5 protein-coding genes are annotated in these 25505 nt (G+C 38.4%); 4 read left to right on the forward strand and 1 reads right to left on the reverse strand.

Going from position 1 to position 25505, the window contains the following annotated elements:
- Positions 1-543: 543 nt before the first annotated feature.
- From NLG42_RS07955 to NLG42_RS07965, 3 genes are read left to right on the forward strand one after another with little or no spacing between them, the layout of a single operon-like run.
- Positions 544-21261, forward strand: a complete 20718-nt coding sequence (locus tag NLG42_RS07955; RefSeq protein WP_257683435.1) for an Ig-like domain-containing protein — start codon at positions 544-546, stop codon at positions 21259-21261.
- A 52-nt stretch (positions 21262-21313) separates the two neighbouring features.
- Complete coding sequence (locus tag NLG42_RS07960) at positions 21314-22219, forward strand: PorP/SprF family type IX secretion system membrane protein (protein WP_089059082.1); 906 nt, start codon at positions 21314-21316, stop codon at positions 22217-22219.
- 13 nt (positions 22220-22232) lie between these two features.
- Positions 22233-24170 (forward strand): OmpA family protein, encoded by a 1938-nt coding sequence (locus NLG42_RS07965; protein ID WP_257683436.1) that lies wholly within the window; start codon positions 22233-22235, stop codon positions 24168-24170.
- A gap of 39 nt (positions 24171-24209) precedes the next feature.
- Here the strand turns inward: NLG42_RS07965 and NLG42_RS07970 are convergent, their stop codons facing one another.
- Complete coding sequence (locus tag NLG42_RS07970; protein WP_257683437.1) at positions 24210-24548, reverse strand: hypothetical protein; 339 nt, start codon at positions 24546-24548, stop codon at positions 24210-24212.
- 460 nt (positions 24549-25008) lie between these two features.
- Between NLG42_RS07970 and NLG42_RS07975 the strand changes: the two genes are divergently transcribed.
- Positions 25009-25434, forward strand: coding sequence for a CBS domain-containing protein (locus tag NLG42_RS07975; RefSeq protein WP_089059086.1), 426 nt, complete (start codon positions 25009-25011; stop codon positions 25432-25434).
- Positions 25435-25505: the final 71 nt, after the last annotated feature.

The following is a 25505-nucleotide window of genomic DNA, read 5'->3' on the forward strand; positions in this document are numbered from 1 at the left end:
TTTATCCTTTTTAAACTTCCTTATTGAAATTTTATTTCATATAATTTTTATATGCACAATATTGAATATCAATTTGTTATGTGTGTTTTGTTTCTTTTTGTGTTTCGTGTTTTGTAAGATAATTTTACGGATTAATCACTTAGACTTTGTTATGCTGTTTTTTCTGTAAAATTTTAAGAATTTTCTGCTGTTTTGTTATTGAATTGTTATGTTTTTAAAATTTTAAGGTTAATTTGTTTTGAAGAATTGTGCATTTCAACGTTTTTCCGAGTAGTTTATCGACTAATGTAGTTAGTATTGAGGGCTTTGTATACTTTCGCGGCACCAAATTTACTTAACTAACCCCCAAAGACATTGTGTCTTGAACCTAATATATTATGGCTCAAACGCTTTACCATTTTTTATGTGATTTTGAAAAGTCCTTTTTCAATTGTCAAAAATCCGTTTACATCATTTTTTCGTATTTATATTATAATCTGAAAGCCAAATTTGGTTTTTCAGCTTCCAAGTTTTCTATTCTCCCAACTAATACCCTGTTTGTCTATGCGTAACTTTACTTTTAATGTATCTAGTTTTGTTAGGTCAAGTTTTTTTCTTTTATTATTTCTGTTAGTATCATTAAGTTCTGTTGCTCAGGTTTGTGGTACACCTGGAGGTGATGGCCCTATAGCGATAACAGGCTCTGTAAATACTTATTTCCCAATTAGTGGTGATATTAATTTAAATGCTGGGGCTCAGGCAATTTTATTGGCGGCATCTCCAGGATCAGATGGTAAAGGAAACAACTTTGGTACGATTCCGATTTCTGCTGGAGATCTGATTTTGATTATTCAGATGCAAGATGCAACAATTGATTATAGTGACAATCCACTGTATGGATCTGGAACAACAAATAGTGGTAAAGACCTTTTAGGTGGTACTGGCTTTCTAAATATTAATAATACGGGGATTTTTGAGTATGTTATTGCGACAAATAATGTTCCACTTGCAGGAGGAAATCTAACTTTTAAAGGAACAGGTTCCAATGGCGGTGTCCGAAATAGTTTTTTTAATGCAAAAGCAACAACAACTAGAGGACAGAGAACATTTCAAATCGTTAGAGTACCCCAATATTCTAATTTAACTTTAAATTCGATTATTACAACTCCGCCTTTTAATGGTGTTGCAGGAGGTGTAATTGCTTTTAATGTTTCTGGGACTTTTAATTTTAACGGCAATATAATTGATGGGTCAGCAAGAGGATTTAGGGGAGGTTACAGCCCAGTAGCAACGACTGGTGTAAATAATGATTTAACTTATGTCGGTGCCTCAGATAATACTGCAATTTCAGGTAAAGGAGAAGGAATTGCTGGTACACCAAGATACATGTGGGATGGTTTTAGTCAAGTTGATAATGGAGCTGCTAATGAAGGATTACCGGGAGGATCTTCAGGTAGAGGAGCTCCTGCAAATGCAGGTGGTGGAGGAAATGATCATAATTCCGGCGGTGGCGGCGGCGGAAATGGTGGATTCGGAGGTTTAGGAGGTAAAGGTTGGCAAGGCGGCGGCGGCGCTACAAGTCCTAGAACTGGAGGAGGAAGACCAGGTTTTACTTCTTTTAAGACACCAGAACCAGAACTGACTCGACTAATTATGGGAGGCGGTGGTGGAGCCGGTGATGCTAATAACGCTATAAATGGAGTTAAAGGAGGAGTTGGTGGAGCTATAATTCTTATTAATGCGGGTAATATTCAAGGAACTGGAACTATTAAAGCAAACGGAGGAGAAGGAGCACCAGGTTCGTACGCAGGAGCGCCAGATGGAGCAGGTGGTGGTGGAGCTGGAGGAAGCGTTTTTTTAAATATTTCGAATACTAATACTATTGCCACAAATGTTACTATTGAGGCGAATGGAGGAAAGGGAGGTAATACACTTAATGACTTAGGAAATTCGCACGGACCTGGTGGTGGTGGTGGTGGTGGAATTATTAGATATAATGTTCCAGGAACAGGAGTAACGATAAATCCTTCCGTTACTGCTGGTGCCTCTGGTAAAACAGATAACGGCAGTGCTAACGGGGTAGATCATGGCGCGCAACCAGGTGAAGCTGGATCTGTAAAATCATTTATTTCTTCTGATGTGCCTCCTAATTTGCAAGTAAATGCAAGTTGTTTTCCTATTTTGGAGACAACAGTAAAGGCATTAACAACAAGTGAAGTATGTGGTTCGATTGGTGAGAAAGTTACATATGAGATTCAAATAAAGAATACTGGAGCAGGAAATGCAGCTGGAGTTTTATTAGATTTCTCTTTTCCAGCAAATATTGAATTTGATGCTGCGACAGCATCTTATTCAACGGAGGCTTCAGGTCCTTCTGGGGCTTTGTCTAGTACAGGTTCGGCTAATAATCCTTTAATTGGAAATTTTAATATTGCACAAAACGGAGTTGTCACTATAACTTTAGTTGGAAGAATATCAGGTACAATTGCTGCAGGGAAACATAGTTCTAGTGCGCAAGCTCAGTACTTAGATCCAACTCGCAGGCTAGATGCTACTAGAAAAATAACTGCTGCTGTAAATGGATATGGTACAGTAAATAAAAAATATGAAGGAGCGAACCAAGCAGATGTTCCGGGAACAAATTTTAATGGCGTTGGTTCAACAATAATAGTTGATGATATTACAATTTTGGCACTGCCAGCAGCTCCAACAGTTAATACAACTCAGGGAAATTGTACAACTCCAACTGGAACTATAACGGTTACAGCACCTGCTAATGGTCCGAGCGTAAGTTATACTTTAACAGGAACAAATCCAGTAACTGCACCAACAAGTAATGCAACTGGTGTTTTTCCTGGCTTGGTATCAGGAACTTATCAAGTAACCACAACCAATTCACAGGGATGTACTTCGCTTCCAACTACAGGAATACAGATTATTGCGGTTCCAGGAGCTCCAACAACCACTGGTGTTTCAATGTGTGTTGGGGACTCGGGATCATTAAAGGCTACTTCTTGTTCTAGTAATTTTGTAAATTCTGGAACTACAATATCAGGAGCGTGGAATAGAGATACAGATCCTACAGCTTTAAGACCTACTACTAGTATGATTAATTCTGGTACTTGTGGGTTTGATATTAGTATTATTAGAAATTACGTTGCCATTCCTTTCCAAGTAAGTGTTTCTGGGAATTATATATTAGAGATGAATGCTAGTAATAATGCTGATCCTATGGGGTATATTGTTTCTGGAGCTTTTGTACCAGGTAGTTGTTCAACAGGTAATTGGATTAAAGGAGATGATGACAGCGCAGGAAATAGGCTCCCTCGTTTAGGCGTTGGCTCGGGTCAAGGAATTATGACTTTATACGCTGGAACTACTTATACTTTAATATCTACTACTTATGCAAGTAGTACAGGTAATATTTCAGGTACTTTTTCTTGGTTAGTAACATCTAGACCAAACGGAGGTGAGATCATGTTGCAGACTCCCGGAACAATAAATTGGTACAAAGAAGCATCTGGAGGTACATCAATAGCTTCTGGAAATTCTTTTGATCCTGTAGGAGTTGCAAATTCAGGTGTAGCAAATAGAACAACACCTATATCAACTATTTTTTATGCGGAGTGTTCTAATAATCCGGGTTGCAGAACAGCAACGAATTTTGTCATTAATGCAAAACCTACTGTAACAGCAGTCTCTACTGGATCACGATGTGATTCAGGAGAAGTAACTTTGGGAGCAACAGCTTCATCAGGAACAATCAATTGGTATACTGCAGCGACAGGAGGAGCTATAGTAGCGACAGGTACAAGTTATAAAACACCAAGTTTATCTACAACTACAGATTATTATGTAGAGGCTGTAGCTAATGGTTGTACTTCTACAGCTAGAACTAAAGTTACAGCAACAGTAAATACGACACCAACAATTATTAGTACAACTCCTAGATCAGGATGTGCAGGAGAAACAGTTACTTTGTCTGCATCAGCCTCGGCTGGGACAATCAACTGGTATAGCAATGTGACAGGTGGAATCTCGTTAGGAACAGGTACAAGTTTTACTACACCGAATTTATCTGTAACTACTACTTATTATGTAGATGCTACTAATAATAATTGTACTACCGGATCTAGAGTTGCCGTAGCAGCTACAGTAAATCCGCTTCCAACAGCATATGCGGTTACAGGTGGTGGAACATATTGTACAGGAGGAACAGGATTTGCAGTTGGATTAAGTAATTCAGATAGTGGAGTAAGTTATCAATTACAATTAGGAGGGTCTAATAGTGGAACTGCTGTTACGGGAACTGGTAATGCGATCAGTTTTGGAACAAAAACAACGGCAGGAACTTATACTGTGATTGCTACTAATACTGGAACATCTTGTACTGCAACAATGACAGGAAGTGCTGTTATTACTATAAGTACTATCCCATTAGCCCCAGGAGTGGGTACTATAACACATCCAACTTGTACAGTTGCTACAGGAAGTGTTGTATTGAGTGGTCTTCCATCAGGAAATTGGACAATCAACCCAGGAAATATTACAGGAAGTACAACTTCTACAACTATTTCAGGATTAACAGCTGGGACTACCTATAACTTTACAGTAACAAACGCTACAGGCTGTACTTCACCTGCATCAGGTAATGTTGTGATCAATCCACAACCAGCCACACCATTAGCCCCAGGAGTCGGCACTATAACACATCCAACTTGTACAGTTGCTACAGGAAGTGCTGTATTGAGTGGTCTTCCATCAGGAAATTGGACGATCAACCCAGGAAATATTACAGGAAGTACAACTTCTACAACTATTTCAGGATTAACAGCTGGAACTACCTATAACTTTACAGTAAGAAACGCTGCAGGCTGTACTTCACCTGCATCAGGTAATGTTGTCATTAACGCCCAACCTGTTTTACCTACGGCGCCACTTGCAACAGTTGCTACTGCAGTGATTTGCGGTGGTTTTACAGCTAATTGGAACGCTGTTCCTGGTGTAACTGGTTATTTGTTAGATGTGGCAACAACTAATACTTTTAATGGTGGAACCTTTGTTTTAAACAGTAAGGATGTTGGAAATGTTACTTCTTTTGTTGTTAATGGTTTAGCATCTGGACCTTATTATTATAGAGTTTGGTCAGTTAATAGTTGTGGTATTGGAGCAACAGCTTCAAATATGATTAGAGTAGATGTAAATTCAAATCCAATCGCATTAGTATTAACAGGAAGCACCATTTGTTTTTCCCCAGGAGGAAACGGTACAATTACCTCTTCAAGTTCAGTAAGTGGAGTAAATTATCAATTATATAACTCAAGTAATGCAGTAGTTCAAGGATCAAAACCTGGAACAGGATCAGCTTTGACATGGTCAAATCTTACTGCAGGAACAGGATATTATGTTGTTTCGTCAGCAACAACAGGAATACCAGCACTAACATGTACAACAAATAGTAATACAGTAGATGTAACAACGACTGCAAACCCTGCTGGATTATCATTAACAGGAAGTACTATTTGTGTTTCACCAGGAGGAAATGGTACAATTACCTCTTCAAGTTCAGTAAGTGGCGTAAATTATCAATTATATAACTCAAGTAATGCAGTAGTTCAAGGATCAAAACCTGGAACAGGATCAGCCTTGACATGGTCAAATCTTACTGCAGGAACAGGATATTATGTTGTTTCGTCAGCAACGACAGGAACACCAGGATTAACATGTACAACAAATAGTAATACAGTTAATGTAGAAACAAATCCTCTTCCAACTGCTTCAATAACGGGGACATTGGGAGCTTGTTTAACTACTACTTTAAATGCAGTAACGAATGCAACTTCACCATCTTATGTTTGGTATAAAAATAATATTGAAATTTCTGGTCAAACATCATCTTCATTGGTTGTAAATTCTGATGGAGATTATAAGGTAAAAGTTAAAAATACTTTAACTGGATGTGAGGAAACTTCTGCTGTATCAACTGTAAAAGTTAGCGATACGGAAAAACCTGCAAAACCAGTTTTAGCCGATGTAACAGGTGAGTGTTCAGCTACGGCTACCGCACCTACAACTACAGATACATGTTCAGGTACTATCACCGGAACAACTACAGATGCCGTGAGTTATAATACTCAGGGAACCCATATCATTACATGGAGTTTTAATGACGGTAACGGAAATGTAGAAACAGCGACACAAAAAGTCATTGTAAAAGACACCCAAAAACCTGCAAAACCAGTTTTAGCCGATGTAACAGGTGAGTGTTCAGCTACGGCTACCGCACCTACAACTACAGATACATGTTCAGGTACTATCACCGGAACAACTACAGATGCCGTGAGTTATAATACTCAGGGAACCCATATCATTACATGGAGTTTTAATGACGGTAACGGAAATGTAGAAACAGCGACACAAAAAGTCATTGTAAAAGACACCCAAAAACCTGCAAAACCAGTTTTAGCCGATGTAACAGGTGAGTGTTCAGCTACGGCTACCGCACCTACAACTACAGATACATGTTCAGGTACTATCACCGGAACAACTACAGATGCCGTGAGTTATAATACTCAGGGAACCCATATCATTACATGGAGTTTTAATGACGGTAACGGAAATGTAGAAACAGCGACACAAAAAGTCATTGTAAAAGACACCCAAAAACCTGCAAAACCAGTTTTAGCCGATGTAACAGGTGAGTGTTCAGCTACGGCTACCGCACCTACAACTACAGATACATGTTCAGGTACTATCACCGGAACAACTACAGATGCCGTGAGTTATAATACTCAGGGAACCCATATCATTACATGGAGTTTTAATGACGGTAACGGAAATGTAGAAACAGCGACACAAAAAGTCATTGTAAAAGACACCCAAAAACCTGCAAAACCAGTTTTAGCCGATGTAACAGGTGAGTGTTCAGCTACGGCTACCGCACCTACAACTACAGATACATGTTCAGGTACTATCACCGGAACAACTACAGATGCCGTGAGTTATAATACTCAGGGAACCCATATCATTACATGGAGTTTTAATGACGGTAACGGAAATGTAGAAACAGCGACACAAAAAGTCATTGTAAAAGACACCCAAAAACCTGCAAAACCAGTTTTAGCCGATGTAACAGGTGAGTGTTCAGCTACGGCTACCGCACCTACAACTACAGATACATGTTCAGGTACTATCACCGGAACAACTACAGATGCCGTGAGTTATAATACTCAGGGAACCCATATCATTACATGGAGTTTTAATGACGGTAACGGAAATGTAGAAACAGCGACACAAAAAGTCATTGTAAAAGACACCCAAAAACCTGCAAAACCAGTTTTAGCCGATGTAACAGGTGAGTGTTCAGCTACGGCTACCGCACCTACAACTACAGATACATGTTCAGGTACTATCACCGGAACAACTACAGATGCCGTGAGTTATAATACTCAGGGAACCCATATCATTACATGGAGTTTTAATGACGGTAACGGAAATGTAGAAACAGCGACACAAAAAGTCATTGTAAAAGACACCCAAAAACCTGCAAAACCAGTTTTAGCCGATGTAACAGGTGAGTGTTCAGCTACGGCTACCGCACCTACAACTACAGATACATGTTCAGGTACTATCACCGGAACAACTACAGATGCCGTGAGTTATAATACTCAGGGAACCCATATCATTACATGGAGTTTTAATGACGGTAACGGAAATGTAGAAACAGCGACACAAAAAGTCATTGTAAAAGACACCCAAAAACCTGCAAAACCAGTTTTAGCCGATGTAACAGGTGAGTGTTCAGCTACGGCTACCGCACCTACAACTACAGATACATGTTCAGGTACTATCACCGGAACAACTACAGATGCCGTGAGTTATAATACTCAGGGAACCCATATCATTACATGGAGTTTTAATGACGGTAACGGAAATGTAGAAACAGCGACACAAAAAGTCATTGTAAAAGACACCCAAAAACCTGCAAAACCAGTTTTAGCCGATGTAACAGGTGAGTGTTCAGCTACGGCTACCGCACCTACAACTACAGATACATGTTCAGGTACTATCACCGGAACAACTACAGATGCCGTGAGTTATAATACTCAGGGAACCCATATCATTACATGGAGTTTTAATGACGGTAACGGAAATGTAGAAACAGCGACACAAAAAGTCATTGTAAAAGACACCCAAAAACCTGCAAAACCAGTTTTAGCCGATGTAACAGGTGAGTGTTCAGCTACGGCTACCGCACCTACAACTACAGATACATGTTCAGGTACTATCACCGGAACAACTACAGATGCCGTGAGTTATAATACTCAGGGAACCCATATCATTACATGGAGTTTTAATGACGGTAACGGAAATGTAGAAACAGCGACACAAAAAGTCATTGTAAAAGACACCCAAAAACCTGCAAAACCAGTTTTAGCCGATGTAACAGGTGAGTGTTCAGCTACGGCTACCGCACCTACAACTACAGATACATGTTCAGGTACTATCACCGGAACAACTACAGATGCCGTGAGTTATAATACTCAGGGAACCCATATCATTACATGGAGTTTTAATGACGGTAACGGAAATGTAGAAACAGCGACACAAAAAGTCATTGTAAAAGACACCCAAAAACCTGCAAAACCAGTTTTAGCCGATGTAACAGGTGAGTGTTCAGCTACGGCTACCGCACCTACAACTACAGATACATGTTCAGGTACTATCACCGGAACAACTACAGATGCCGTGAGTTATAATACTCAGGGAACCCATATCATTACATGGAGTTTTAATGACGGTAACGGAAATGTAGAAACAGCGACACAAAAAGTCATTGTAAAAGACACCCAAAAACCTGCAAAACCAGTTTTAGCCGATGTAACAGGTGAGTGTTCAGCTACGGCTACCGCACCTACAACTACAGATACATGTTCAGGTACTATCACCGGAACAACTACAGATGCCGTGAGTTATAATACTCAGGGAACCCATATCATTACATGGAGTTTTAATGACGGTAACGGAAATGTAGAAACAGCGACACAAAAAGTCATTGTAAAAGACACCCAAAAACCTGCAAAACCAGTTTTAGCCGATGTAACAGGTGAGTGTTCAGCTACGGCTACCGCACCTACAACTACAGATACATGTTCAGGTACTATCACCGGAACAACTACAGATGCCGTGAGTTATAATACTCAGGGAACCCATATCATTACATGGAGTTTTAATGACGGTAACGGAAATGTAGAAACAGCGACACAAAAAGTCATTGTAAAAGACACCCAAAAACCTGCAAAACCAGTTTTAGCCGATGTAACAGGTGAGTGTTCAGCTACGGCTACCGCACCTACAACTACAGATACATGTTCAGGTACTATCACCGGAACAACTACAGATGCCGTGAGTTATAATACTCAGGGAACCCATATCATTACATGGAGTTTTAATGACGGTAACGGAAATGTAGAAACAGCGACACAAAAAGTCATTGTAAAAGACACCCAAAAACCTGCAAAACCAGTTTTAGCCGATGTAACAGGTGAGTGTTCAGCTACGGCTACCGCACCTACAACTACAGATACATGTTCAGGTACTATCACCGGAACAACTACAGATGCCGTGAGTTATAATACTCAGGGAACCCATATCATTACATGGAGTTTTAATGACGGTAACGGAAATGTAGAAACAGCGACACAAAAAGTCATTGTAAAAGACACCCAAAAACCTGCAAAACCAGTTTTAGCCGATGTAACAGGTGAGTGTTCAGCTACGGCTACCGCACCTACAACTACAGATACATGTTCAGGTACTATCACCGGAACAACTACAGATGCCGTGAGTTATAATACTCAGGGAACCCATATCATTACATGGAGTTTTAATGACGGTAACGGAAATGTAGAAACAGCGACACAAAAAGTCATTGTAAAAGACACCCAAAAACCTGCAAAACCAGTTTTAGCCGATGTAACAGGTGAGTGTTCAGCTACGGCTACCGCACCTACAACTACAGATACATGTTCAGGTACTATCACCGGAACAACTACAGATGCCGTGAGTTATAATACTCAGGGAACCCATATCATTACATGGAGTTTTAATGACGGTAACGGAAATGTAGAAACAGCGACACAAAAAGTCATTGTAAAAGACACCCAAAAACCTGCAAAACCAGTTTTAGCCGATGTAACAGGTGAGTGTTCAGCTACGGCTACCGCACCTACAACTACAGATACATGTTCAGGTACTATCACCGGAACAACTACAGATGCCGTGAGTTATAATACTCAGGGAACCCATATCATTACATGGAGTTTTAATGACGGTAACGGAAATGTAGAAACAGCGACACAAAAAGTCATTGTAAAAGACACCCAAAAACCTGCAAAACCAGTTTTAGCCGATGTAACAGGTGAGTGTTCAGCTACGGCTACCGCACCTACAACTACAGATACATGTTCAGGTACTATCACCGGAACAACTACAGATGCCGTGAGTTATAATACTCAGGGAACCCATATCATTACATGGAGTTTTAATGACGGTAACGGAAATGTAGAAACAGCGACACAAAAAGTCATTGTAAAAGACACCCAAAAACCTGCAAAACCAGTTTTAGCCGATGTAACAGGTGAGTGTTCAGCTACGGCTACCGCACCTACAACTACAGATACATGTTCAGGTACTATCACCGGAACAACTACAGATGCCGTGAGTTATAATACTCAGGGAACCCATATCATTACATGGAGTTTTAATGACGGTAACGGAAATGTAGAAACAGCGACACAAAAAGTCATTGTAAAAGACACCCAAAAACCTGCAAAACCAGTTTTAGCCGATGTAACAGGTGAGTGTTCAGCTACGGCTACCGCACCTACAACTACAGATACATGTTCAGGTACTATCACCGGAACAACTACAGATGCCGTGAGTTATAATACTCAGGGAACCCATATCATTACATGGAGTTTTAATGACGGTAACGGAAATGTAGAAACAGCGACACAAAAAGTCATTGTAAAAGACACCCAAAAACCTGCAAAACCAGTTTTAGCCGATGTAACAGGTGAGTGTTCAGCTACGGCTACCGCACCTACAACTACAGATACATGTTCAGGTACTATCACCGGAACAACTACAGATGCCGTGAGTTATAATACTCAGGGAACCCATATCATTACATGGAGTTTTAATGACGGTAACGGAAATGTAGAAACAGCGACACAAAAAGTCATTGTAAAAGACACCCAAAAACCTGCAAAACCAGTTTTAGCCGATGTAACAGGTGAGTGTTCAGCTACGGCTACCGCACCTACAACTACAGATACATGTTCAGGTACTATCACCGGAACAACTACAGATGCCGTGAGTTATAATACTCAGGGAACCCATATCATTACATGGAGTTTTAATGACGGTAACGGAAATGTAGAAACAGCGACACAAAAAGTCATTGTAAAAGACACCCAAAAACCTGCAAAACCAGTTTTAGCCGATGTAACAGGTGAGTGTTCAGCTACGGCTACCGCACCTACAACTACAGATACATGTTCAGGTACTATCACCGGAACAACTACAGATGCCGTGAGTTATAATACTCAGGGAACCCATATCATTACATGGAGTTTTAATGACGGTAACGGAAATGTAGAAACAGCGACACAAAAAGTCATTGTAAAAGACACCCAAAAACCTGCAAAACCAGTTTTAGCCGATGTAACAGGTGAGTGTTCAGCTACGGCTACCGCACCTACAACTACAGATACATGTTCAGGTACTATCACCGGAACAACTACAGATGCCGTGAGTTATAATACTCAGGGAACCCATATCATTACATGGAGTTTTAATGACGGTAACGGAAATGTAGAAACAGCGACACAAAAAGTCATTGTAAAAGACACCCAAAAACCTGCAAAACCAGTTTTAGCCGATGTAACAGGTGAGTGTTCAGCTACGGCTACCGCACCTACAACTACAGATACATGTTCAGGTACTATCACCGGAACAACTACAGATGCCGTGAGTTATAATACTCAGGGAACCCATATCATTACATGGAGTTTTAATGACGGTAACGGAAATGTAGAAACAGCGACACAAAAAGTCATTGTAAAAGACACCCAAAAACCTGCAAAACCAGTTTTAGCCGATGTAACAGGTGAGTGTTCAGCTACGGCTACCGCACCTACAACTACAGATACATGTTCAGGTACTATCACCGGAACAACTACAGATGCCGTGAGTTATAATACTCAGGGAACCCATATCATTACATGGAGTTTTAATGACGGTAACGGAAATGTAGAAACAGCGACACAAAAAGTCATTGTAAAAGACACCCAAAAACCTGCAAAACCAGTTTTAGCCGATGTAACAGGTGAGTGTTCAGCTACGGCTACCGCACCTACAACTACAGATACATGTTCAGGTACTATCACCGGAACAACTACAGATGCCGTGAGTTATAATACTCAGGGAACCCATATCATTACATGGAGTTTTAATGACGGTAACGGAAATGTAGAAACAGCGACACAAAAAGTCATTGTAAAAGACACCCAAAAACCTGCAAAACCAGTTTTAGCCGATGTAACAGGTGAGTGTTCAGCTACGGCTACCGCACCTACAACTACAGATACATGTTCAGGTACTATCACCGGAACAACTACAGATGCCGTGAGTTATAATACTCAGGGAACCCATATCATTACATGGAGTTTTAATGACGGTAACGGAAATGTAGAAACAGCGACACAAAAAGTCATTGTAAAAGACACCCAAAAACCTGCAAAACCAGTTTTAGCCGATGTAACAGGTGAGTGTTCAGCTACGGCTACCGCACCTACAACTACAGATACATGTTCAGGTACTATCACCGGAACAACTACAGATGCCGTGAGTTATAATACTCAGGGAACCCATATCATTACATGGAGTTTTAATGACGGTAACGGAAATGTAGAAACAGCGACACAAAAAGTCATTGTAAAAGACACCCAAAAACCTGCAAAACCAGTTTTAGCCGATGTAACAGGTGAGTGTTCAGCTACGGCTACCGCACCTACAACTACAGATACATGTTCAGGTACTATCACCGGAACAACTACAGATGCCGTGAGTTATAATACTCAGGGAACCCATATCATTACATGGAGTTTTAATGACGGTAACGGAAATGTAGAAACAGCGACACAAAAAGTCATTGTAAAAGACACCCAAAAACCTGCAAAACCAGTTTTAGCCGATGTAACAGGTGAGTGTTCAGCTACGGCTACCGCACCTACAACTACAGATACATGTTCAGGTACTATCACCGGAACAACTACAGATGCCGTGAGTTATAATACTCAGGGAACCCATATCATTACATGGAGTTTTAATGACGGTAACGGAAATGTAGAAACAGCGACACAAAAAGTCATTGTAAAAGACACCCAAAAACCTGCAAAACCAGTTTTAGCCGATGTAACAGGTGAGTGTTCAGCTACGGCTACCGCACCTACAACTACAGATACATGTTCAGGTACTATCACCGGAACAACTACAGATGCCGTGAGTTATAATACTCAGGGAACCCATATCATTACATGGAGTTTTAATGACGGTAACGGAAATGTAGAAACAGCGACACAAAAAGTCATTGTAAAAGACACCCAAAAACCTGCAAAACCAGTTTTAGCCGATGTAACAGGTGAGTGTTCAGCTACGGCTACCGCACCTACAACTACAGATACATGTTCAGGTACTATCACCGGAACAACTACAGATGCCGTGAGTTATAATACTCAGGGAACCCATATCATTACATGGAGTTTTAATGACGGTAACGGAAATGTAGAAACAGCGACACAAAAAGTCATTGTAAAAGACACCCAAAAACCTGCAAAACCAGTTTTAGCCGATGTAACAGGTGAGTGTTCAGCTACGGCTACCGCACCTACAACTACAGATACATGTTCAGGTACTATCACCGGAACAACTACAGATGCCGTGAGTTATAATACTCAGGGAACCCATATCATTACATGGAGTTTTAATGACGGTAACGGAAATGTAGAAACAGCGACACAAAAAGTCATTGTAAAAGACACCCAAAAACCTGCAAAACCAGTTTTAGCCGATGTAACAGGTGAGTGTTCAGCTACGGCTACCGCACCTACAACTACAGATACATGTTCAGGTACTATCACCGGAACAACTACAGATGCCGTGAGTTATAATACTCAGGGAACCCATATCATTACATGGAGTTTTAATGACGGTAACGGAAATGTAGAAACAGCGACACAAAAAGTCATTGTAAAAGACACCCAAAAACCTGCAAAACCAGTTTTAGCCGATGTAACAGGTGAGTGTTCAGCTACGGCTACCGCACCTACAACTACAGATACATGTTCAGGTACTATCACCGGAACAACTACAGATGCCGTGAGTTATAATACTCAGGGAACCCATATCATTACATGGAGTTTTAATGACGGTAACGGAAATGTAGAAACAGCGACACAAAAAGTCATTGTAAAAGACACCCAAAAACCTGCAAAACCAGTTTTAGCCGATGTAACAGGTGAGTGTTCAGCTACGGCTACCGCACCTACAACTACAGATACATGTTCAGGTACTATCACCGGAACAACTACAGATGCCGTGAGTTATAATACTCAGGGAACCCATATCATTACATGGAGTTTTAATGACGGTAACGGAAATGTAGAAACAGCGACACAAAAAGTCATTGTAAAAGACACCCAAAAACCTGCAAAACCAGTTTTAGCCGATGTAACAGGTGAGTGTTCAGCTACGGCTACCGCACCTACAACTACAGATACATGTTCAGGTACTATCACCGGAACAACTACAGATGCCGTGAGTTATAATACTCAGGGAACCCATATCATTACATGGAGTTTTAATGACGGTAACGGAAATGTAGAAACAGCGACACAAAAAGTCATTGTAAAAGACACCCAAAAACCTGCAAAACCAGTTTTAGCCGATGTAACAGGTGAGTGTTCAGCTACGGCTACCGCACCTACAACTACAGATACATGTTCAGGTACTATCACCGGAACAACTACAGATGCCGTGAGTTATAATACTCAGGGAACCCATATCATTACATGGAGTTTTAATGACGGTAACGGAAATGTAGAAACAGCGACACAAAAAGTCATTGTAAAAGACACCCAAAAACCTGCAAAACCAGTTTTAGCCGATGTAACAGGTGAGTGTTCAGCTACGGCTACCGCACCTACAACTACAGATACATGTTCAGGTACTATCACCGGAACAACTACAGATGCCGTGAGTTATAATACTCAGGGAACCCATATCATTACATGGAGTTTTAATGACGGTAACGGAAATGTAGAAACAGCGACACAAAAAGTCATTGTAAAAGACACCCAAAAACCTGCAAAACCAGTTTTAGCCGATGTAACAGGTGAGTGTTCAGCTACGGCTACCGCACCTACAACTACAGATACATGTTCAGGTACTATCACCGGAACAACTACAGATGCCGTGAGTTATAATACTCAGGGAACCCATATCATTACATGGAGTTTTAATGACGGTAACGGAAATGTAGAAACAGCGACACAAAAAGTCATTGTAAAAGACACCCAAAAACCTGCAAAACCAGTTTTAGCCGATGTAACAGGTGAGTGTTCAGCTACGGCTACCGCACCTACAACTACAGATACATGTTCAGGTACTATCACCGGAACAACTACAGATGCCGTGAGTTATAATACTCAGGGAACCCATATCATTACATGGAGTTTTAATGACGGTAACGGAAATGTAGAAACAGCGACACAAAAAGTCATTATAAAAGACACCCAAAAACCTGTTATTAGTTGTCCTATGGCAATCAGTCAAAATGCTGATGCAGGAAAATGTACAGCACTAGTTACTATAACAGAACCAACTGCTACAGATAACTGTTCAACAGTATTCATTTTTACAGGAGTTCGTTCAGATGGCTTGGCATTAAGTGTAGCTTATCCATTAGGAGCAACTACTATAACATGGATAGTTGAAGATGCATCAGGAAATGTTTCAGCATCATGCACACAGACAGTAAAAGTTATTGGCCCAATTGTACCAAACGATGATAGAGTAAGTTCTATCAATGGATACGAGGGAGGGGTTGCAGTTTTAGATATTTTAGCAAATGATATGCTTAATTGTAGTAGTGTGATAAGAAATGAGGTTATTTTAACTTTAGATTCTACACTGCCTTCTGTACTAACTTTTGATACTAATACAGGAACAGTTGTTGTTAAGCCAAATACGCCAGAGGGAATTTATTCATTTAATTATAAAATTTGTCAAGTTTTAAATTCGACAAATTGCAATACAGCTACTGTTGAAGTAAAAGTTATTGCACCAGCAATTGATGCCGTTACAGAAACAACAGCTTCAATCAATGGATTTACAGGCGGAACAACTTTAACATCAAACGATAAATTAAACGGAGCTGCTGTTGTAATAGGTACAAACCCTGGAGAAGTAAAACTGACTCCAGTAGATGTTCCAACCGGATTAACGCTGAATGCAGACGGAACAGTAACAGTTGCGGCGAACACTCCTGCAAAAAATTATAATGTAATCTACAAAATCTGTGAAGTAAACAATCCGACAAACTGTGATGAAGTAACTTCAATTGTAGTGGTAGGACAGCCGATAATTGATGCAGTTACAGAAACAACAGCTTCAATCAATGGATTTACAGGCGGAAACACCCCGGCTTTAACTTTAAATGATAAATTAAACGGAGCTGCTGTTGTAATAGGTACAAACCCTGGAGAAGTAAAACTGACTCCAGTAGATGTTCCAACCGGATTAACGCTGAATGCAGGCGGAACAGTAACAGTTGCGGCGAACACTCCTGCAAAAAATTATGATGTAATCTACAAAATCTGTGAAGTAAACAATCCGACAAACTGTGATGAAGTAACTTCAATTGTAGTGGTAGGACAGCCGATAATTGATGCAGTTACAGAAACAACAGCTTCAATCAATGGATTTACAGGCGGAAACACCCCGGCTTTAACTTTAAATGATAAATTAAACGGAGCTGCTGTTGTAATAGGTACAAACCCTGGAGAAGTAAAACTGACTCCAGTAGATGTTCCAACCGGATTAACGCTGAATGCAGACGGAACAGTAACAGTTGCGGCGAACACTCCTGCAAAAAATTATAATGTAATCTACAAAATCTGTGAAGTAAACAATCCGACAAACTGTGATGAAGTAACTTCAATTGTAGTGGTAGGACAGCCGATAATTGATGCAGTTACAGAAACAACAGCTTCAATCAATGGATTTACAGGCGGAAACACCCCGGCTTTAACTTTAAATGATAAATTAAACGGAGCTGCTGTTGTAATAGGTACAAACCCTGGAGAAGTAAAACTGACTCCAGTAGATGTTCCAACAGGATTAACACTGAATGCAGACGGAACGGTAACAGTTGCGGCGAACACTCCTGCAAAAAATTATGATGTAATCTACAAAATCTGTGAAGTAAACAATCCGACAAACTGTGATGAAGTAACTTCAATTGTAGTGGTAGGACAGCCGATAATTGATGCAGTTACAGAAACAACAGCTTCAATCAATGGATTTACAGGCGGAACAACTCCAGCCTTAACATCAAACGATAAATTAAACGGAGCTGCTGTTGTAATAGGTACAAACCCTGGAGAAGTAAAACTGACTCCAGTAGATGTTCCAACCGGATTAACGCTGAATGCAGACGGAACAGTAACAGTTGCGGCGAACACTCCTGCAAAAAATTATAATGTAATCTACAAAATCTGTGAAGTAAACAATCCGACAAACTGTGATGAAGTAACTTCAATTGTAGTGGTAGGACAGCCGATAATTGATGCAGTTACAGAAACAACAGCTTCAATCAATGGATTTACAGGCGGAAACACCCCGGCTTTAACTTTAAATGATGAGTTAAACGGAGCTGCTGTTGTAATAGGTACGAACCCTGGAGAAGTAAAACTGACTCCAGTAGATGTTCCAACCGGATTAACGCTGAATGCAGACGGAACGGTAACAGTTGCGGCGAACACTCCTGCAAAAAATTATAATGTAATCTACAAAATCTGTGAAGTAAACAATCCGACAAACTGTGATGAAGTAACTTCAATTGTAGTGGTAGGACAGCCGATAATTGATGCAGTTACAGAAACAACAGCTTCAATCAATGGATTTACAGGCGGAAACACCCCGGCTTTAACTTTAAATGATAAATTAAACGGAGCTGCTGTTGTAATAGGTACAAACCCTGGAGAAGTAAAACTGACTCCAGTAGATGTTCCAACCGGATTAACGCTGAATGCAGACGGAACAGTAACAGTTGCGGCGAACACTCCTGCAAAAAATTATAATGTAATCTACAAAATCTGTGAAGTAAACAATCCGACAAACTGTGATGAAGTAACTTCAATTGTAGTGGTAGGACAGCCGATAATTGATGCAGTTACAGAAACAACAGCTTCAATCAATGGATTTACAGGCGGAAACACCCCGGCTTTAACTTTAAATGATGAGTTAAACGGAGCTGCTGTTGTAATAGGTACGAACCCTGGAGAAGTAAAACTGACTCCAGTAGATGTTCCAACCGGATTAACGCTGAATGCAGACGGAACGGTAACAGTTGCGGCGAACACTCCTGCAAAAAATTATAATGTAATCTACAAAATCTGTGAAGTAAACAATCCGACAAACTGTGATGAAGTAACTTCAATTGTAGTGGTAGGACAGCCGATAATTGATGCAGTTACAGAAACAACAGCTTCAATCAATGGATTTACAGGCGGAAACACCCCGGCTTTAACTTTAAATGATAAATTAAACGGAGCTGCTGTTGTAATAGGTACAAACCCTGGAGAAGTAAAACTGACTCCAGTAGATGTTCCAACCGGATTAACGCTGAATGCAGACGGAACAGTAACAGTTGCGGCGAACACTCCTGCAAAAAATTATGATGTAATCTACAAAATCTGTGAAGTAAACAATCCGACAAACTGTGATGAAGTAACTTCAATTGTAGTGGTAGGACAGCCGATAATTGATGCAGTTACAGAAACAACAGCTTCAATCAATGGATTTACAGGCGGAAACACCCCGGCTTTAACTTTAAATGATAAATTAAACGGAGCTGCTGTTGTAATAGGTACAAACCCTGGAGAAGTAAAACTGACTCCAGTAGATGTTCCAACCGGATTAACGCTGAATGCAGACGGAACAGTAACAGTTGCGGCGAACACTCCTGCAAAAAATTATAATGTAATCTACAAAATCTGTGAAGTAAACAATCCGACAAACTGTGATGAAGTAACTTCAATTGTAGTGGTAGGACAGCCGATAATTGATGCAGTTACAGAAACAACAGCTTCAATCAATGGATTTACAGGCGGAAACACCCCGGCTTTAACTTTAAATGATGAGTTAAACGGAGCTGCTGTTGTAATAGGTACAAACCCTGGAGAAGTAAAACTGACTCCAGTAGATGTTCCAACCGGATTAACGCTGAATGCAGACGGAACGGTAACAGTTGCGGCGAACACTCCTGCAAAAAATTATAATGTAATCTACAAAATCTGTGAAGTAAACAATCCGACAAACTGTGATGAAGTAACTTCAATTGTAGTAGTAGGCAAACCAGCAATTGATGCCATAACTGAGAGAACTATTGAGATTAATGGCAGCACGGGTGGAACAACTCCATCGTTAATATTAAATGATATACTAAACGGAGTTCCAGTTGTTATCAAAAATAGTAATGGCGGAGTAATCTTGACAAGTGTAAATGTTACTGCAGGATTGACATTAAATGCAGACGGAACTGTAAAAGTGAATGCAGGAACGCCAATAGGAATCTATGAGATTGAATATACAATTTGCGAATATTTAAATCCAACAAACTGCGCTACTATCAAAAGTTATATTCCAGTAGTTGGAGGAGTTTTAAAAGCAAATGATGATAATGGAGGAACCATCGATACTAATAAAGGAGAAAAACCAAACGTAAACATTTTTAAGAATGATATGCTTAATGGTTTAGCAGTAAATCCTTCAGCTGTTATTTTGACTACAGTAGTTTCAAATCCTAATTTAATTTTAAAAGCGGATGGATCGATAGAAGTAAAAGATGGAACTCCAGTTGGAGATTATGAATTAACTTACCAAATTTGTGAAGTATTAAATCCAACTAATTGCAGTCAGGCAAAAGTGAAAGTTTCAGTTGAAAACAGCGTTGATCCAGATCCTCCAGTTTCAAAAATTGTACTTGGAAACGATCAAGGTATTGCAGATGGAATAAATGGCTCACTTGAATTTGTTAACGTTTTAGACAATGATTTCTTGAATGATAAGCTAATAAGTTCTTTAGATATTGTAATTACTAATATATCAAAAAGTCCATATTTTGAATTTAATTCGGACGGAACTGTAAATATGAAACCAAATACACCTGGTGGAAATTATACAATTGCGTACCAAGTTTGCGAAAAAGCAGATTCATCTAATTGCAGTACAGGAATTTTAAATGTTTTTGTTGAAGTTCCAGAAATTGCACTTGTTAAAACAGCTGTATTCAACGATGAAAATGGTAATGGAGTTGCTAATGCAGGAGAAACAATTACATATAGATTTGTAGTAACAAATACAGGAAATGTTCCATTGAAAGGAGTTATGATTAATGATCCTTTAGTTGGTGTTAAAGTTTTTGGTCAAGCAATTGATTTAAATGTAAACGAATCTAATGATACCAATTTTACAGCGGAATACAAGATAACACAAGCCGACATAAATCGCGGAAGTGTAAGTAACCAAGCAACTGTAAAAGGTAGCAGTGCAAAAGGAGTTGTAGTTGAAGATGCTTCTGACGACGCAAGTCTTACAGGAGATAAACCAACTGTTTTAGGACTAACAGGATGTGTGATAAAAGTCTTTAATGCTTTCTCTCCAAATGGAGACGCTAAAAATTCAAGATTCTACATTCAAGGATTAGAGTGTTACCCTAATAATACAGTAGAGATCTACAACAGATGGGGAGTATTAGTTTTTGATATTGATCGTTACAATAATGAAGATCGAGTATTTACAGGATTTTCACAAGGGCGTACAACGATTAAAGAATCTAACGGATTGCCAGTAGGAACTTATTTTTATATTATTAAATATAATGATAGCGATTCTACTCCTCATGAACTTTCAGGTTATTTATATCTTAATAAATAAAAAATACAAACGGCTTAGTCTTGAGCTAAGCCGTTTTTAAAATTCTTTTTAAATGAAAAAATTAAGCTTAATTTTTATATTTTTTTCCGCTGTAGGGTTTGCACAGCAAGATGCACAGTATACACAATACATGTATAACACCATTAATATAAATCCAGCATATGCCGGTTCACGCGGAGCAATGAGTGTCTTCGGTTTGTATCGTACACAATGGGTTGGACTTGATGGTGCACCAGAAACCAGCAGTTTTTCATTAAATACACCATTAAATAATAGTAATTTAGGAATAGGTGTTTCGCTTGTAAATGATAAAATTGGACCTACAAACGAGAATACTTTATCGGCAGATATGTCTTATACAGTACCAACATCAAATACCTTCAAACTTTCATTTGGAATTAAAGCTACAGCCAATTTATTCAACCTAGATATAAACAAACTTAATCCCGAAGATCAAGGAGATCCTCAGTTTCAAGATTTAAATAGTAAATTTTCGCCTAATATTGGAGCAGGAGTTTATTGGCACTCAGACAAAGCTTACGTTGGATTGTCGATTCCTAATTTCATAGAGACAAACAGATATAATGATAACGACGTAGCAATTTTCAAAGAAAAGATCAACTACTATTTCATGGCAGGTTATGTTTTCGATCTTAATTATTATGTCAAGTTTAAGCCGGCTGTCCTTACCAAGATGGTTGAGGGTGCTCCATTACAAATTGATTTATCAGGAAATTTTATGTTCAACGATAAATTTGTTGCCGGAATAGCTTATAGATGGAGTGCTTCCATTAGTGCAATGGCAGGTTTTCAGGTTACCGATGGAATGTATATAGGTTATGCTTATGACCGTGAAACCACTAAATTAAATAATTATAACTCAGGTTCTCACGAGATATTCCTGCGTTTCGAATTCTTTAATAATTACAGTCGTATAACCTCACCAAGATTCTTTTAAATCCCCTCCAAAGATGAGCATTAAACAAATAATTTGTATCCTTTTTTTAGGACTTACAGTTCTAAAAATAAGTGCGCAAAACTCAAACCAAAATAAAGCAGACAAAGATTATATCCAATATGCTTATGTAGACGCGATCGCGACTTATGAAAAAGTGGCCGAAAAAGGATATAAAGATGAAAAAATGTTTCAGAGACTTGGTAATTCCTATTATTTTAATGGAGAATTGACCAAAGCTGTTAAATGGTACGATGAACTTTTTGCTATGAATACAGAGCAAGAACCAGAATATTATTACCGTTATGCTCAAGCCTTAAAAGCAAAAGGAGATTACACAGCAGCGGATAAAATTCTTGAAGCATTTACTGAAAAAGTAAAAACAGATAAAAGAGGAATATTATTTGAAAACAACAAAAATTACCTCGAAAAAATAAAAAGTAATTCAGGACGATTTGAAATTGCCGATGCAGGAATCAATTCGAACCAAACCGATTACGGAACTTCTTTTTTAGGCAATAAAATTGTTTTTGCATCAGCAAGAGATACAGGCGGAGTTGTAAAAAAAACATTTAAATGGACCAATAAAACCTTTACCAATTTATATGAAGCTGAATTGAAAGCCGATGGAACAATTGGAAAGCCTGAACGATTTGAAAAAAAGATAAACTCTAAGTTTAACGAATCGACACCTGTCTTTACAAAAGATGGTAAAACAATGTATTTTACAAGAAATAATTTTCTTGATGGTAAAAGAGGGAGAAACGGACAAAAAGTTACATTGTTAAAACTGTATAAAGCGGATTTTGTAAATGGGAAATGGCAGAATATTTCCGAACTACCATTTAATAGTGATCAATACAGCACGGCGCATCCAACCTTAAGCAATGATGAAACCATATTGTATTTTGCATCAGATATGCCAGGTACATTAGGTCAGTCAGATTTGTATAAAGTAGCGATCAATAGTGACGGCAGTTTTGCAAAACCAGAAAATCTTGGTAAAACAATCAATACAGAAGGACGAGAAACTTTTCCATTTATCTCAGGAGATAATGAGTTGTATTTTGCCAGTGATGGTCAGCCAGGTTTAGGCGGACTTGATGTTTATGTTTCTAAAATTAATAACGATGGAACTTTTTCGGAAGCACAAAATATTGGCGCTCCAATAAACGGAAAGCAAGATGATTTTGCTTTTGTTATCGATAGTAAAAACAGAAACGGTTTTTTCTCTTCTAATCGAGAAGGCGGAATTGGAAATGATGATATTTACAGATTTACAGAAATAAAAAAAATACTTTGCCAGCAAATTTTAAAAGGCACAACAGCCGACTTAGAAACTGGTAAAACGATCGAAAATGCAAAAGTGACTTTACTTGATGCAAACTTTAATATAAAAGATCAAGTAGTTTCAGACGCAAATGGAATTTACAAATTTGCTGTAGATTGTGCTAAAAACTATTATGTAAAAGCAGAAAAACAAGATTACGAAACTAAAGAAGCCGCAGTTACTATAAAAGAGCAAACAGGTGAAACAAATCTTGATATAATGTTAGAAAAGCGAAACAAGCCTATTAATGTAGGAACTGATTTAGCTAAAACACTCGACATTCCAATTATCTATTTTGATTTAGACAAATCAGTTATTCGTAAAGATGCAGCATTCGAATTAGAAAAAATTCTTGTCGTAATGCAGCAATATCCTAAAATGAAAATAGACGTTCGATCTCATACAGATAGCCGTCAAACGGTAAAATATAATATGGCTTTATCAGATAAAAGAGCTAAATCGACTGTACAATGGCTTATAAAAAATGGTATTGCATCAGATCGATTAACCGGAAAAGGTTTTGGTGAAAGCCAATTAGTGAACAAATGTTCAGATGGTGTGCCATGTACCGAAAAAGAGCATCAGCAAAACAGACGAAGTGAGTTTATAATCACAAGTATGTAATTTTATAAAAGACCTTTCTAAATTTTAGTAAGGTCTTTTTTATTGGCAGACATTATTAGGATGTTCAATGAACAGCTCACTAATTTCGCTTAAAAATTCAAACTCATGCAAAGGAAACATTTCCAATACCTGTTCTAAAATTAAAGACACATTTATTTGATCTCGGTTGGTCGTCGAAATTTTATGAGCATCATGATCCAGTGCCAAAACACACATTTTAAGCATATTGGTTATAACACAGCCTAGTTCATAATAATTAGCAAATTTAATTTGAGTTACATTAGTTTCTGTTTTGTCCTCAGATGGTTTTAGAGTGTGAAAGTATAACGTGATTAATTTTTTAAGGCGTTCTAAATTCTTAATTTCTGTAGTTTCCATAATAAGATGTTTTTCGTTTGTAAATTGTTATACATTTAAATCCTTTAATCTTTCCGATCACTTGTTTTTAATTTCACGCAAGTTGAACTTTTTAATCTGTATTTTTGACATACTATAATATGTTAGAAGATTTTTTTATATTTTTTTTACAAAAATCAAAATTATTAAAATGTGAGAAAAGAAGCCCCGACATATATTGTCGGGTTAGTAACTTTTTTAATTTATAAGTGTTTTCTAAATTTTAGAAAAAGGCTTTTTTATATAAAGAAGTAAACGTTAAAAAAGCGGATTATTCCTAAAAAAGCATCAAAAAAAGAATCCTTTCTTAATGGATCATTTTAGAAATTTAAAATTTGATGTATAATGTTTAAAATGAATGTGTTGTGTTTTTAAAATGTAACGTTAGAAGTAAATAGTGTGCGATTTTTTTTTAACTTTATAAATCTAAAATTTTTCAGATATGACTGTAGATCAAATACTAAACGCAAAAGGTAAAAATGTTTATTCGGTACATTCAACAACAACAGTTTATGAAGCTTTGAAAGTAATGGGCGAAAAAAACATAGGAGCAATCCTTGTTATTGACGAAAATGACTTAAAAGGAATTTTATCTGAAAGGGATTATGCTCGAAAAATTGTTTTAAAAGATAAATCTTCCAAAGAAACCCTTGTACATGAAATCATGGAAAGCAATGTTTTTTCGGTAAAATTATCTAATAATATCGAGGATTGTATGGAGTTAATGAGTTCAAAAAGAATTAGACATCTCCCAGTTTTAGAAAACGAAATTGTAGTAGGAATAATTTCGATCAGCGATGTGGTAAAAGCTGTTATCGAAATTCAAAAAGATACCATCAATCACTTAAATTCCTATATCTCACAGTAAATTAATTTTATTTAATATACCTTCTTAGATAGTCCATTTTTCTATGGGCTATTTTTTTGTCTTTCTTATAT

The sequence above is a fragment of the Flavobacterium plurextorum genome (assembly GCF_024638035.1).
GTDB lineage: Bacteria > Bacteroidota > Bacteroidia > Flavobacteriales > Flavobacteriaceae > Flavobacterium > Flavobacterium plurextorum.

Bases quoted from the DNA above. Each gene is read 5' to 3' on its own strand.
- NLG42_RS07975 (WP_089059086.1), top strand. From the start codon at position 25,009: ATGACTGTAGATCAAATACTAAACGCAAAAGGTAAAAATGTTTATTCG.
- NLG42_RS07965 (WP_257683436.1), top strand. From the start codon at position 22,233: ATGAGCATTAAACAAATAATTTGTATCCTTTTTTTAGGACTTACAGTT.
- NLG42_RS07955 (WP_257683435.1), top strand. From the start codon at position 544: ATGCGTAACTTTACTTTTAATGTATCTAGTTTTGTTAGGTCAAGTTTT.
- NLG42_RS07960 (WP_089059082.1), top strand. From the start codon at position 21,314: ATGAAAAAATTAAGCTTAATTTTTATATTTTTTTCCGCTGTAGGGTTT.
- NLG42_RS07970 (WP_257683437.1), bottom strand. From the start codon at position 24,548: ATGGAAACTACAGAAATTAAGAATTTAGAACGCCTTAAAAAATTAATC.